This is a genomic window from Aquimarina mycalae (assembly GCF_029906345.1).
GTDB lineage: Bacteria > Bacteroidota > Bacteroidia > Flavobacteriales > Flavobacteriaceae > Aquimarina.
In genome coordinates this window covers 14,123-29,141 of the sequence record NZ_JARYGY010000015.1, presented here as the reverse complement: position 1 = coordinate 29,141, position 15,019 = coordinate 14,123, and the positions used below count along the sequence as shown (strand labels likewise).

Genomic DNA, 15,019 nt, shown 5'->3' with positions numbered 1-15,019 from the left:
CTTCGCTTGTGAATATCAATACCAATGTATAAATTTGGTTGGGCAGTCAGTTCAGTTTTCATGTCTTATTGTTTTTGTGAACTTTAAAGATACTGGACTTACTGCTTTTTCATTGATGCTATAAGTAATTGCTTGGCAAGTGCTTATTTGGAATTTTCATAGAGATTGGATTACTGAAAACAACTCATTACTTGTGTTAGAAGAAATTCAAGATATGGAAGAACGTTGGAAATTTGAAATAATCAGATTATGTTTAAATGAAATGGATTACAGAAAAAAAGGAAATGATACAATTCATTTAATCATTTCTCAAGAAAATGAAAACAAAATAGTAGACAAGTTAGCAAATTCAATATTTCCAATAAGAGAAAAAGAAAGGAGAACGAAAACGCAAATTATTGAACAAAACATAGAAATAATAGACATTTCGGAATAAAAACGAACACACACCAAGGTATAAAAATAATAAGGGTGAAGTGCTAAACTTGAAGTTAATGCATATTAATAAAGTCCGTCAAATTTACAATTTGATAGTTTAAAAAAAATAATAGTAAAATTGTAAATTTGGCTAAGTGCTAGACCGAAAGTAAGTACATATTTAATCCCTTACTATTCCTATACTAAACTTGTGTGTAATGACAAGTAAACTCTATAAATAATAATATTATGAAATATTTTTTAACAATTTCAATAATTATTCTTTCTATAAATGTCTCGTTTGCCCAAAAAACAAACCCAAATTATGATGCCGAGTTAGCAACTAAATTGGGTGCTGATGATTACGGAATGAAAAAATTTGTATTTGTTATTCTTAAAACAGGAACCAACAAATCAACTGATAAGTCTTTTAAAAGCACTTGTTTTACTGGTCATATGAATAATATTGCCCGATTGGTCAAAGAAAAAAAATTAATTGTAGCTGGACCAATGGTTAAAAACGAAAAATCATATAGAGGGATTTTTATTTTGGATGTGCCTACTAAAGAAGAAGCAAATACATTACTTGAAACTGACCCAGCAATAAAAGCAAAGTTTTTGGAACCCGAACTTTATATATGGTATGGTTCAGCAGCTTTATCGGAATATCTCGAAGCATCTGACAAAGTATGGAAGATTGGATTTTAAGCAAATTGATTAAAAAAAATCAATAAAAATTCACTATACATAATAACGTTATAAAAGAAATGGGAAAAGTTGAAGTTAATATTGCTATAGATACCAAACCTGAAAATGTGATTAAAGCATTTATCGACTCTAAAATGCTTAGAGACTGGTGGAACGTGGAAAAATCATTAATTGAAAAAAAGAAGGCGGAATTTATACTCTTACATGGAATATATCAGACAAAGGGTTCGGTTATGTTTCAACGGGAATTATTAAAAAATATAATCCATTTAACGAATTAGTAGTTTCTGATTTCGTTTATCTCAATCCTGAAAAACCTATTCTTGGACCAATGTCTTTAACGATAAAAGCGACCGAAATTGATGGAATAACAAATGTATATTTGTGTCAAGATGGTTATCAAAATGGGAAAGATTGGGATTGGTATTTTGAAGCTGTAAAAGGAGCTTGGCCAAATGTAATACAAACGATTAAAGAATATCTGGAAAAATAAAAACACTACACACAACAACGTGTCCTATGAAAAGCCTTAGTCCAGTTCTTTAAAGATAATTAATATTTTATTTTTTTTTCTTAAATCACTTTTTCTTTTTTTAATATCACTTGCTCCGCATCCTATATGTGATCGATTCAATTTGTGAAACGTCACCAGCATCTGTATGATTGTAAGTTAATATAAACTCGGTCACTTGCTATAAAAATGTGATACTACTAAAGAGTAGTTCACCCACGTTGTTTTGTGTTACGAGTTTGTATTTTATGAGCTTTGTTATGATTTCTTTTTATCTGATTATGATATAACTCCTATAGTATAAGGAGTTTCTGTCTTTATTACTGCTAATGTTCTACTTAGTAACTTTCTTGCTATCTTTATAATAATACTCTTTACGTTCTTCCCTAGATGTTTACGATAATAAGCCTGCATCACTGGAACAGCTCGTATCGCTTGCCAAGAGGTTTCTACAAAATAACTCCGTATCAAACGATGTGCCCGAGGAGTAATACCCATTACCTTATAATTAGATCCACTTTGATTAGCTCCTGGAGCTAATCCAACATAACTTGCTAAATGTTTAATACTTGTAAATCGTCGTAAATCTCCTAACTCACACAATATCCCACAAGCAACAATACCGCCAATACCAGAGATACTTCGTAATAACATATAATCCTTTTTATAATGAACCTTACAGTACCTACGCAATTCTGTAGAAACATCTCGTAACTCCTGATCTACAAAACGAAAGAAACGCATTCGACTATCCAAGGTTGCTTTTGCTGTTGGGTATCTAAAAACCATATTGTCCAGCCAATTACGGTACTTATGGCTCCAGTGATCATTATCAAACTCTTCTGGCTCCTTGATACCAAAATATAACAACTGCATCTTGATGTAGCTCTTGATTCTTCTGAAATCCTTCACCAAATCGTTACGTCGCCTGAAAAGACTTCGTAACTCTTCTCGCTTGATATCTGGTACTATGATACTTTCTAAACGACCATCTTTAAGCTCTCTAGCTATTAATTGAGCATCAATTTTATCCGTCTTGGTATGTTTCTCCTTACCTTTTTTATGAATGTCCGCTGGGTTAGAACGCCAACCATAACTCAGAAAACATCGGTGAGCATAATATCCACAACAACCAGCCTCATAAGCTATAGAAACATCATAGTCAGGAAAATGTTTCGAAACATATAACCGTAATTGCTCTGGATCAGCAGCCATACTAAAAGACTTGCCTGAAAATAAATCCGTTGAACAATGAATTTTCCAACTTCGCTTGTGAATGTCCATTCCAATGAATAGCTTTGTTGAGCAGTAATTTGAGTAATCATATCTTTAATTTTTAGTTCATTTTAAAGATACTCGACTTACTGCTTTTTCATCGATGCTATAAAACATAGCTAGTAAATGCCAAATCGAAAGGTTTGTGTATATTTAGAAAGTCCGCCAAATTTTTAAATTTGGCTTTTAGAATAGAAAAATCAAAAACAAAATATAAAAATTTGGCTCTGTGTTAATCCGAAAAGTTAGTGTCTTTTTGCACGCCACATTTCATACACTGAACGTTAACCTTCATTAGTCAGCTTCATAAAATTTTACAGATTTTTGACACAATTTTACATTTAAAACAAGATTTAAAAATTCCGAATACATATATTGCCAAAATGAAACAAACGCAAGTATTTTTAAGATTCGCCCTAATGACTATATTGATTTCTTCATTAACATCTTGTAATGGACAAACCAATTTTAAAGAAGAAAAAACAAGTAATTCTAAAATAGAAAAAATCAATGAGATAATCAGTTTATATTCCGATTATGGAGGTTTTTATGGGGCAGTTGGGGTGTCGCACCAAGATACTACTCTGTATAAAAAAGGGTTTGGTTTTGCAAATATGGAATGGGATATTCCTAATGAAACTGATACTAAGTTTCAAATTGCTTCCCTTACAAAATCATTTACCGCAATGCTAATTATACAATTGGTATATGAAGAAAAGTTAGACTTACATAAACCCATTTCTGCTTATTTATCAAATTACCCAAAAGATAAAGCAAACAAAATAACAATTCATCAACTACTCACCCATACCTCTGGAATTCCAAATGCGAAAAGTAGTGAAAAAGTAAGCCGTCCAAAGGATATGGCCAATCAACTTGCTAATGAATCACTTAGCTTTATTCCTGGAACAAACTTCGATTATAGTAATTCAGGATACACTTTATTGGGTTTCATCATTGAATCGGTCACAGGAAAACCTTATGAAAAAGTTTTAAAAGAAAAGGTTTTTGAACCACTAAAAATGGAAAATAGTGGACTTTATAAACATAGACCAATCATAAAAAAAATGTCTTCAGGTTATACAACGTGGTACCCAGATTATTTCGATGTTGACAAATCAGACGAATCATCTGCATATGCTGCTGGAGGTTTGTATTCTACAGTAGACGATATGTTATTATGGAACAATGCTTTGACTAATCAAAGTTTAGTGCCGAAAAAATTTATGGATATGATTTTCACCAAACATAGTCCAGATGGTAACGGTCATTACGGTTATGGTTGGGAAATCAACAAAATGGCTTTGGGCAATACTTCAAAAACAATAGAAACCATAGGTCATAGTGGTAAAATTTCAGGCTATATAACATCGATTATCCGTATACCCCAAACAAATAGCTGTGTAATTCTTTTTAGTAACTCTGACTATGCTTTTTTGAATAGTATTAATAAAGCAATTTTAGCTATTTTAAATGATCAAACTTATGACTTACCTCTCAAGCCAATCACTCGATTTATGGATAGAGTTATTGAAAAAAAAGGAATAGACAAAGGAATTACATTTTATAAAGAAAATCGTAATAATCCAGCATATTATGTTTCTGAAGATGAACTTATATTATCTGGTTATCATTTTCTAAAAAACGATAAATTCGATGAAGCTTTAAAAATTTTCAAATTGGCTATAGAAACTTTTCCAAATAAGTATAACCCCCATCACAGTTACGCTGATGGATTGATGAAAATTGGAAAAAAAAGAGAAGCTTTAGCTAGCTATAAGAAATCATTGGAAATCAATCCAAATAATGGAAGAGCAGCCAGAATGATTGAGAAATTAGAGAACGAAATGAAAAATAACGAAGGCTAACACGGTGTATAAGTAATAGCGGTTTAAATGCTAAAACGAAAGACAAAATATAAAACAAAGATCAGTACAAAACCGAAAGGTTAGTGAGAAAAATCCGCTACTTTTCATATACAAGACCGTTAGACTGTGCATTAACCTCTTCTATTTTTGATTGTTTATGATTTGAGTAATTATTATCTTGTATATGATCACAAATCATACATATGGAACATATTTACGGTCGGGATCGCAATCAGGTCTGGATGATTTCTTTAGAAGAAATGATCGAGAAAGAAAGTCTAGTTCGTGTCATTGATGCTTTTGTTGATATGCTGGGTTTACAACAATTCGATTTTATCTACTTTCAATTAAACAAAGAAGGTCGTCCTCCTTTTCATCCAGCTACGATGATGAAACTTTACCTTCACGGTTATCAAAATAGCATCCGTAGTTGTAGGAAATTGGAAAAAGCCTGCAAAACAAATATCGAAGTGATGTGGCTCATTAATGAGCAAAGACCGCATTACAGAACCATTGCTAACTTCAGGAAAGATAATGCTCAGGCTTTTAAAGGAGTATTTCGTCATTTTGTAGCCTTACTCAAAGGCTGGAAGCTTGTTGAGGGAAAAACTATTGCCATAGACTCTTTTAAAATGCGGACTCAGAATAGTCTAAAGAACAACTTCAATCAGCGAAAGATAAAACGGCACATTGATTACATCGACAACAAGATAGCTGAATACCAACAAGTACTAGACCAGGAGTTTGATAAGGATACTAAAGACAAACTTGAACATAATAAACAAAAGAAAGATATCTACCAAAAAGTAAGCATCCAACTCAAACAAACTAATGATGGACAACTATCAACTACCGATCCTAATGCCAGAGCTGTGGTCTTTCAACGTAATAGTGTAAAGGTAGGATACAATGTGCAAGCAGTCAGTGATGCTAAACATAAATTACTAATAGCAGTAGATACTGGAGATGTCAACGATACTAAAGCATTAGCCGTAATGGTAGAAAAAGTCCAAGAGAATCTCGGAGAATTGGAAGAAGGTATCAAAACCAATGTGCTGGCCGATAAAGGATATCATTCTGGTAGGGAGCTTAAAAAATGTAAAGAACTTGGTGTTACAACCTACATCTCTCCAAAAGAATCTAGTTCGAGTAAAACCAATCCTGATTTTGCAATGCAAAGCTTTATATATAATGAAGCGCAAGACTCTTATACCTGTCCCGCTAAACAAAACCTGCATACCAATGCAAGGTGGTATAACAAGGAACTCAACAACGGTAGATTACCCTATAAAGTAAAAACACTATAAAACCAAAGCTTGTGCAAAATGCCCTCTCAGAATACAATGCACCACAAATAAGTTAGGAAGGGTAATTGAGAGAACAGAATATCAAGAATATACCGATCGAAACAATGACAGGGTCAACATAAACCCAGAATATTATAGACAAAGACAACAAATTATAGAACATCAGTTTGGAACCTTAAAAAGGCAATGGCATTTTGATTACACCCTAACCAGAACTAAAGAAAAAGTACTGGGAGAAGTTTATCTGGCCTTTACTTGTTATAACCTGAAAAGAATCTTATCTATCTTCGGGTTTGAGGCTTTGATCAACAAGATCAAGGATGTTTTTATCCTTTTTTCATCAAAATATGTGCTCCTTAGAATCAAAAAAAGCCTTTTTAAGAACTTTTTGACAAAAAAATACATTCCAATAAAGAATAAAAACAACTTCTATATATTTGAATAAACAAAACGGAGTTAATACACAGACTCACGTTAGGTGTAATTAACAAACGTTAACATTAATTAAGAATGGATAACAATCTTTTGGAAGCGATTGTTATTATATTGAACCAATAATATTAATATAAAAAAAATGAAACTTAAACAAATTATTACAATTGGAATTTTATTATGCTTTTTTAACTACACAGGTTTAATGGCTCAAAATAAAGATATTACTAACGTTGAAAAAAAAGAGTATTTAAAAGGCCTAACCAAGGCTAGTGAAGATGATTTATTTGACAAACAAATTATGTTTGATGGAGAAAGCATTCCTGTTTACAATATTAAAGGAAAAAGAATAAGAGGAATGGAAATAATGGAAGCTATGATGTCTGGTAACTATGCTTCTGATTTTTATATGGATAAGAATAAAGAGATTAAAGTTGCTGTTTTAAGAATGGCGACTGAAGACGAGAAAAAGATAATGAAAAAAATGCGGGCTCAAATGAGTGGTCAAAATCAAAGTGAACTAATTGGAACAGATGCCTCTATTTTTTCAGCAACTGATATTAATGGAAGTGAATATTCATTAAATAGTCTAAAAGGAAAAATCATTGTTATGAACTTTTGGTTTGTAGAATGTAAACCTTGCGTTATGGAAATGCCTGAATTAAATAAATTAGTAGAAAATTATAAAAATAAAGATGTGATTTTTTTGGGATTTGCTACGAATGACAAATCAAAAATTGATTCTTTTTTAAAGAAAAAAGACTTTTCTTATAATATAATTCCAAATAGTAAAAAGATTGCTACAGATTATAAAGTATCAGGTTATCCAACTCATATTATTATAGATGAAAACTCTAAAATTGTATACTCAACTAGCGGTTTAGGTCCAACAACAATTGATGATATAGAAAAGACAATTGAAAGTTTAATAAAAGAATAACCACACCTAACAAGGTCTCCTATGAAAAGTACTAGCTCAGTTTTTCAAAGTTAATATTTATATTTTAATTATCTCATAATGATTATTTTGAAGTGTTTAAATGTTGGCAATTCTCTTCCTTTTGTTGTAAATTGTCAACATTTAAATACTTTATAACTTGCTCCGCATCCTATATGTGATCAGCTTCTACAGCCGTCACCAGCATCTGTATGATTACAAGCTATAATAAACCTGGTCACTTGCTATAAAAATGTGATATCAATAATGCTGATTCACCCACGTTGTTTTGTGATATAGGCTTTACTACTTTTTTGTGAGCTTTGTTATCTGTTAATTATTCTATTACTCCTACAGAGTAAGGTATCTCTGTTTTGATTACTGCTAAGTTCAGAGGAGTCAAAAATGTAGAATTCTTCCTTTTTAGATTAACCAGAATATTTGCTTAAACACAACAATTGCGCTTGATCCGTTTAAATCCTATTTATTACGTAATAAATTCATTTTCAAGAAATTACAATCTAAAAAAAGAACGGACAAAACTAAATGAATCAGTTTTGTCCGGTGTAGTAGCGGGAACAGGACTCGAACCTGTGACCTTCGGGTTATGAGGCTAAATGAGCTGAAACATAGTTCACTGTTTATAAGGGTTTTAACTTTTTTAGAGTATGCAAATACTCACATTTCCACACATTTCAGTGCTTAAAATCAGTACTCTGCAATGGAGTACTGATTTTATATTTTTTTTGAAAAAGAATCATCCAATTTGTAATAAAAAAAGAAATTGATGAAATATCCATTTCTCTTTTACTTTAATAATAACGCATTTTTGTAGCTCAATCTTATTTATAGATTTCTGTATTAAATCATATCATAAAAAAAATGTATATTTATATCATCCCTAAATATGGGAGAGCACCCCGCTTTTATTTATCTCTATTATTTTTAACGTATCCCATAATTAAGACATAATTGCTTAAGGAAATTGAATATTTTTCTTTTTCTCTAATTTATTTTGCATTTAATCATTTAGATCAAATAATAAATTAATCTAAAAAAGTATATATATGCCATTCTATGTCTCTCTCAAAATTAAAGATTCTGATAATCAGAAATCAAAACGTCAAAAAAAACGAGTAGCAACTAACCTACAAAAATTACATTCTGAACTTTTAAAACATTTTATAGATTCTGGATCTGAAACAGACGTAAGAAAATCTGTAAGAATTGCGACTTGGAACTTACGCGAGTTTGGAGGAGGAAAATATAAAGGTAGAGACTTTGAAAGTTCTTACTATATCGCTGAGATTCTTTCGCATTTTGATTTAGTCGCATTACAAGAAGTAAAAGCAGATTTGAAAGAATTGAAAAAACTCCTAAAAATTTTAGGCCCCGACTGGGATTATATTGCAACAGATGCTACAGACGTTCCTATGACTGCTGGTAATGGTGAACGTATGGTCTTTTTATTTAATCAACGCTATATAAGGTTTAGAAATATTGCTGGAGAATTAACCCTCAAAGAAGGAACAAAGATACGTGCTGCATTTGGAGAAAGAATAAAATTAGAAGATAGATTTTTCCATTTCTATTCCTGAAGGTACTCCGACACTTTCGGGAACTTATGATGCAAGCATAAAAGGAGGTAATAAATTAAAAGCAGATCTTGAAATACCTCTGCCAGGACAAAGTATAATGACTTTACCAGAAGGATCAAAAATTGTAGTTAAAAAAAACACTCCGATCATTAGTCCTGCTCGTGGTAAAGCAACCGTAAACATACCCAACATAATCACTGGAAACAATTATGCAATCCGTTTCCCTGAAAATTCTTTTGATGATTCATTACGACAATTCGCTCGCACCCCCTATCTGTTATCATTTCAAGCTGGTTGGTTGAAAATCAATTTATGCACAGTACATATCTACTATGGTGACAACAATGATGAAAATAAAATGGAACAACGACGAAGCGAAATTGAACAACTTACGAAAGCATTAGCTAAAAAGGCAAAAGGAGAATTCGCACTGGATGACAAAACATTTTTAGGTGTACTCGGAGATTTTAATATAATTGGAAAAGGACACCCTACAATGGACGCGCTTGAATCTAATGGTTTTGAAATACCTGAAGAACTTAAATCAATACCAGGCTCTAATGTTGCAAGAGATAAGTGGTATGACCAAATTGCATTTTGGAAACCCTCACAAACTAATGGATACGCTAGGTTAGAGGTCTTAGCTGCTAACATTTTTGATTTTTATGAACATATTTTTACATTGGAAGATGAAGATGCCTATCGAGAAGAGGAGGGAAATGGGCTTAAAACGTCAACAAATTACAAAACTTGGCGAACCTATAAAATGTCTGATCATTTACCTATGTGGGTAGAATTGAGAACAGACTTTAGCAAAGAGTATCTTGAGGCTATTGAAAATCAATGATTAAACATCCTATATTTAAAAAAACCAAAAATTCCCGTAAATACATTAATTTTATGATGATCAACAATAAGGTCTTTATAATTTTAACCAACTTAATATATGGAGGTAATTAAACCAAAAACACTCTATCTTACCACAAGTAAAGACATTTCTGAATACAACAAAAAAAACTATTTAATGTCATTTCCATTAACGGCGAGAAGGATAGTAAATAGTCTTATTCAAGAATTATTCCCTTTGGAAGGATATCAAAAATATAGATTGAAAAACACTTATCAAGATCTATATAAGGAATTAAAACACAATATTTCTTTTCATAAAGACTAACTTAAAAATATGATTCCATCTATTGAAAACGGACGAAAAGAAGACGGAATTCGTTCAATCGCCGATAAAATAAAAAACCGATTACGTGAATTAGATAAAACTATTGAAGGAAATATGGGTAGATGGGCTTGGGAACTGCTCCAAAATGCCAAAGATAGTGTAGCTGAGTTCGATGAGAAGAAAATTTCAGTTAAAATAGAGCTTTATGAGAATAAAATTATTTTTTCACACAATGGTATTCATTTTACAGAACAAGATATTCGAGGTTTAATAAATCAAATTTCATCTAAAGAAATTGACGAAGAATTACAGACTAGAAAAACGGGAAGATTTGGAACTGGATTTCTCACAACACATATGTTATCTAAAATTATAGATATTAAAGGTATTGTAAAAGCAGAAGATAAGCAGTTTTATTCTTTTAAATTTACAATGGATCGAGAAGGAGATTCCGTTAAAGAACTTATGCTAAAAGTAGAAAAAACTTGGAAAGGTTTTCAAGATTCTACACAACTTTTACCTAATGGCTACAATAAAATGGAGCTAAACACTTCTTTTACTTACTGTTTGAATTCTGAGGATCAAAAAGACATCGCAAAAACAGGTATTCAGGAATTTTGTGAATTAATACCTTATGTATTAGCATTTATTCCTAAAATTGAAAAAATAGAAATTTTCAATCAGATAGAACCAAGATGTATTTCTTTTTCTAACAGTAACAAAAGAATTGATGACCTTATCATTCCTATACGCAGAAATGATAATGGTGCAATTTCTGATTTACTTATATTAGAATTATCTAAAGAAGAAGTAAGTATTGCAACAAAATTGAAGAAGACCGAAATAGGGTATTCATTCGTGGATATTCAGAATACCCCGAAGTTATTTTGTGACTTTCCATTAATAAGTACAGAAGATTTTCATTTCCCAGTAATTATAAATAGCTTTTTTTTCAACCCATTAACAGAAAGGGATGGTATTTGGCTAAAAAGAAATGAAAATAGAGAAGATCCTGAAGTTGAACAAAATCAGGACTTAATAGAAAAAGCCACATCATTATACCATGAACTAATAAATAAAGTCTCTACTTTAAATTTCCACGATTTTTATAATATAGCTTCCTCAAAATTACCTGAAACTAATGAAAAGTATTTTGACAAAACCTGGTATAAAAATAATATACAATCTGCTCTTCGTGAAACTATTTTTGATGCAGAAATAGTTGAGCTAGAGGACAACTCTAAAAAATCAATACAAAATTTATGGTTTCCTTTAAAATCATACTCTCAAGAAGTCCAAGACGATATATGGCTTTTTATTTCCGATTTGATTCCCAATGCTGTCTCTAAAAAGGAACATTACCCATTGTGGAATACCTATTCTTGGGAAAGTTGGCAAAAATTAAAATATGATCATTTATTGGGAACTACCAAAAAAAAAGAAAATATCCTTGAATTAAAAAAAGCACTAAATAAATCTCTTGAAAAAACTTATGCATGGTTAAATCAACTTGGAACATTTGTATTAGAGGAAAAAAACAATATTCATCTATTCGATCAATCCAAAATTATTCCGAATAAATATGGGAATTTTAAAGAACCTAATGAAATCTATATCGATGAAATTGAAGACAACGAATTACTTGAAATACAAAGGTTAATTGGAGAGGATTGGAGTGAAATTCTTATTAACGACAATGTTGAATTTGGAGAATATAATTCAAAAAGTAAAAAGAATATAGCAGATAGAATTACCGAAATTATAGAAGAAATACAAAAAGATGAAACTGAAAAAGATGCTGATTATAAAAAAGCAGTAATATTATTGTCAGAATGGTTTGATAATAATTCAGAGCAGGGAGCATCTTTATTCCCAACTTTATATCGAAAAAGAAATCAACTATTTGTTGATACCATTGAGGACAAAGAAAGTGTATATGAAGTAATGAAAAGTGGTGCAAACATGAAAGAACTTTCAAAAATTGCCATAGTCATTGCTAATAACCCTGAAGTTGTAGCAAAATTGTCTCAACAGTCTGAATTAGAAGATTTATTGCAAGATAACAACCTTAATAACATTGAAGAATTAAAACAATTATTACGCAATGCCAAAAATAAAAATGGGGCAAACAATTCTAAAATAACTTCCGAAGTATTAGCAGATTTAGGAGTAACTACATTGGAAGAGCTTAATGAAGCTTTATTAGATCAAAATTTTGCTGAAAAATTTAAACATATTTCAAATCCTACCACACGATCATTTATAAAAGCTCAAAGTTTAATATCTAGAGCTCGAATTAGGATCTTAAAAAATCTTCAAGGAATAAAAGAATATAAATGCGACGAAGCGGAACTTATAACAAACAGTATAATTGGTGGAATTACCAAGAATGAAATTCCTATCTATATTGTTTGCAGACCAAGTGATGGAAATCAAGTTATTCTATATTACGAGTCTGAAAAAGACACCTTAGATTATACAGAAGCAGAACTTTGGATTGACGATGGTGAGAAAGAACCACGAAAACTTTCTCTTGGTGAAATTATTAAACATGTAGGATTTAACAAAATACCTTTACAATATGGACATTGATATTGAAGAAATAGAAGGAATTATTGGACTACCCGAAAGTTCTACTCTTGAATATAAAGCAGTCCTACCTCCTTCTGGTAATTTAGCACAAATGATAAGTGCTTTTGCTAATTCAAAGGGGGGCTATATAATATTAGGGGTTTCAGATTTAGGAAAAGTACTTGGATTAAGTAATGACTTTAATGCTCCTGAATTAACAAGAATAGCCATTAGTAAGTTATCACTTCCTGTCACCTATTATTATAAGTATTTAGTCATAAAAGGAAAGAAAATCTTTGCGATCAAAATAATAGAAAAAGATGGAATAAATGTTTCTATACAAGGAAAAACATACAAAAGAGTTGGTGAACAAATTAAACTACTAAACCCTTCGCCAATTGAATTTAAAAAGGATGGTTTTAAGAAAATTATAGAAATTAATATTCAACTTCAACAAAATAAAGAAGAAGCTACCAATTCCCTTAACAATTACATAGAACACTGTCAGAGTATTTTAAAAATAATAGATAATCTGGATAGAATTCTATATCCTGTATCACCTAAAAAAGTAACTACCGATCAAGAAGGAAAAATTTTGACTAGAATTCTGTTTTCTTCTTTTGTAGACAACTTCGAAGCTTACTTATCTGATTTACTCTATGAAATTTATTTATCTGAACCTAGCACCCTTAAATCTGGCAGTCCAGTAACAGTAGAAGAGGTTTTGAACTGTTCAGACATGGAAGATTTTATTAAATATTGTGCTAAAAAAAGACTTCTAAAATTACAAAAAGGTAGTGTGAAAGGATTTATTAAAGATAACTCCCAGATTAGAAACCTGAACATTATTGACAAAAACACTCAAGAAACTATAGAAAAAATTTTACAGATTAGACACTTATACTCTCATCGAAACGGGATAGTAGATGATAAATTTTTACAATTTTTTAGTGGTGAATTTCAGATCAATCAAGAACATCAATTATCCATAAATGAAGTTTGTAATCATCTTATTTACTTATTTGGTATTGCTTCTAAAATAGATTTCGAGGCTTTAACGAAATATAAACTTTCGAAGATCAATTAAAATACTTTTATGTATTAAGACAAGACAGAGGAAATTAAAAGCAAGGATAACTGGGGTAATTTATATAGAGCATCACAGATCTGCAGAAATTTCCCGTTAAAAATTTTTTTTATAAGAAAATGAATGTAGCTTTAAACAGCCAACTATTTTATGATAAATTACATAATTTAAAATATAACTATGTCTGGAGAAGTATCCAAAAAATCAGGAGAACATGGTGAATCTATTATTGAGAAATTTTTCAAAGAACTATTAGGTTTTCCTAGCTATAGAGGTAATCTCCGTATGGAGTGTGAGAGTCAAAAGGAACATGCCGAATTAAGAACTAATTCTAAGTCAAACTCTCACGGAATTGATGGATTGATTCACTATAACTCCCCTTTAAAATCAGAGGTTTTAGAAATAGGATACATATCCGTAAAGCATACTAAGAATAAATACCCTGGTTCACCTCGTAACAAATTTAAAGAACACTTTATTGATTTAGCTACTGGTTTAGAGTGTTTTCATTATTCAGATGAGAAAAAGGATATAGAAAAAAATGCTATGGCTGTTAAAAGTACTCGTGTTACGGGGGTATTATTTTGGTTGTCAAACTCAAAAGAAGATGAAAGTTCTATTATAGAAGATTTGTCTAAATCTCAACTAGAATCACTAGCTATAAATTTTGATAGATTAATTGTTGTTGATTCAGCAAGGTTACAGTTCATCTACAAGACAGTATCACGAATAGCTTCTTTAAGCTCTAAGAATTATTCATTTGTATATCCTTCTACAGGCCTAAACCTAAAGGCTAATTACAATGAAAATTTTGGAGATATATTTCCTCTAGACTTTTTTGCATATGATATTCTTCCTATGAGGTTTAAAATGAATGATAAAATTTATTTTTTGCTTTCATGTAGAGAAAATATAGATGAAGAACACCTTGCTCAAATTATTAGTCTAGCAAAAACCTTTGATAAATTAGAGGCAACAACTTCAATCTTTTTAGCTTTCAAGGATTATAATTCTTACGACCATGATGACTTGATTCAAAAAGTAAAATCAAGATTTACGGATAGTAGTTTTATAAAACTTATAAAAGTGGTTTCTCTTGATTTAGATTTTAAAAACCTTTCAAATCTTGAATAA

The 15,019-nt window shown here is 30.9% G+C and carries 15 protein-coding genes; 14 read left to right on the top strand and 1 reads right to left on the bottom strand.

Annotation, left to right across the window (positions count from 1 at the left end):
* The first annotated feature begins 139 nt into the window (after positions 1 to 139).
* The 4 genes from QBK95_RS22545 (at position 140) to QBK95_RS22990 (ending at position 1,618) form a co-directional block, all read left to right on the top strand.
* Positions 140 to 436, top strand: coding sequence for a hypothetical protein (locus QBK95_RS22545; protein WP_280936827.1), 297 nt, complete (start codon positions 140 to 142; stop codon positions 434 to 436).
* Between the two features lie 230 nt (positions 437 to 666).
* Positions 667 to 1,125: a YciI family protein gene (locus tag QBK95_RS22540; RefSeq protein ID WP_280936826.1), complete on the top strand. Its 459-nt coding sequence runs from the start codon at positions 667 to 669 to the stop codon at positions 1,123 to 1,125.
* A gap of 59 nt (positions 1,126 to 1,184) precedes the next feature.
* Positions 1,185 to 1,406 carry a hypothetical protein gene (locus QBK95_RS22535; protein WP_280936825.1) on the top strand — a complete coding sequence of 74 codons (222 nt, stop codon included), beginning with the start codon at positions 1,185 to 1,187 and terminating at the stop codon, positions 1,404 to 1,406.
* Positions 1,407 to 1,456: 50 nt separating this feature from the next.
* Positions 1,457 to 1,618: an SRPBCC family protein gene (locus QBK95_RS22990; protein WP_508093697.1), complete on the top strand. Its 162-nt coding sequence runs from the start codon at positions 1,457 to 1,459 to the stop codon at positions 1,616 to 1,618.
* Between the two features lie 297 nt (positions 1,619 to 1,915).
* Here QBK95_RS22990 and QBK95_RS22525 read toward each other — a convergent pair whose 3' ends face one another.
* Entirely contained in the window at positions 1,916 to 2,920 is a 1,005-nt protein-coding gene (locus tag QBK95_RS22525) for an IS110 family RNA-guided transposase (RefSeq protein ID WP_280936824.1), read from the bottom strand.
* Between the two features lie 410 nt (positions 2,921 to 3,330).
* On the opposite strand from QBK95_RS22525, the gene QBK95_RS22520 reads away from it, so the two are divergent.
* From QBK95_RS22520 to gapS4a, 10 genes are all read left to right on the top strand, one after another.
* Complete coding sequence (locus QBK95_RS22520) at positions 3,331 to 4,779, top strand: serine hydrolase (protein WP_280936823.1); 1,449 nt, start codon at positions 3,331 to 3,333, stop codon at positions 4,777 to 4,779.
* A gap of 203 nt (positions 4,780 to 4,982) precedes the next feature.
* A complete protein-coding gene (locus tag QBK95_RS22515) occupies positions 4,983 to 6,086 on the top strand; it encodes a transposase (RefSeq protein WP_508093696.1) in 1,104 nt (367 codons plus the stop codon).
* Positions 6,087 to 6,117: 31 nt separating this feature from the next.
* Complete coding sequence (locus QBK95_RS22970; protein ID WP_445012644.1) at positions 6,118 to 6,531, top strand: transposase; 414 nt, start codon at positions 6,118 to 6,120, stop codon at positions 6,529 to 6,531.
* A 129-nt stretch (positions 6,532 to 6,660) separates the two neighbouring features.
* Positions 6,661 to 7,458, top strand: a complete 798-nt coding sequence (locus QBK95_RS22510) for a TlpA family protein disulfide reductase (protein ID WP_280936821.1) — start codon at positions 6,661 to 6,663, stop codon at positions 7,456 to 7,458.
* Between the two features lie 1,064 nt (positions 7,459 to 8,522).
* Positions 8,523 to 9,053, top strand: a complete 531-nt coding sequence (locus QBK95_RS22505; protein WP_280936820.1) for an exonuclease/endonuclease/phosphatase family protein — start codon at positions 8,523 to 8,525, stop codon at positions 9,051 to 9,053.
* A gap of 97 nt (positions 9,054 to 9,150) precedes the next feature.
* Positions 9,151 to 9,900 (top strand): exonuclease/endonuclease/phosphatase family protein, encoded by a 750-nt coding sequence (locus QBK95_RS22500; RefSeq protein ID WP_280936819.1) that lies wholly within the window; start codon positions 9,151 to 9,153, stop codon positions 9,898 to 9,900.
* Positions 9,901 to 9,999: 99 nt separating this feature from the next.
* A complete protein-coding gene (locus QBK95_RS22495; RefSeq protein WP_280936818.1) occupies positions 10,000 to 10,227 on the top strand; it encodes a hypothetical protein in 228 nt (75 codons plus the stop codon).
* 9 nt (positions 10,228 to 10,236) lie between these two features.
* On the top strand, positions 10,237 to 12,819 hold the full coding sequence (locus QBK95_RS22490; RefSeq protein WP_280936817.1) for a sacsin N-terminal ATP-binding-like domain-containing protein: 2,583 nt from the start codon (positions 10,237 to 10,239) through the stop codon (positions 12,817 to 12,819).
* Entirely contained in the window at positions 12,809 to 13,885 is a 1,077-nt protein-coding gene (locus QBK95_RS22485) for an AlbA family DNA-binding domain-containing protein (RefSeq protein WP_280936816.1), read from the top strand. Before QBK95_RS22490 ends, QBK95_RS22485 begins: the two co-directional genes overlap by 11 nt.
* Positions 13,886 to 14,065: 180 nt before the next feature.
* Complete coding sequence (gene gapS4a / locus QBK95_RS22480) at positions 14,066 to 15,019, top strand: GapS4a family protein (protein WP_280936815.1); 954 nt, start codon at positions 14,066 to 14,068, stop codon at positions 15,017 to 15,019.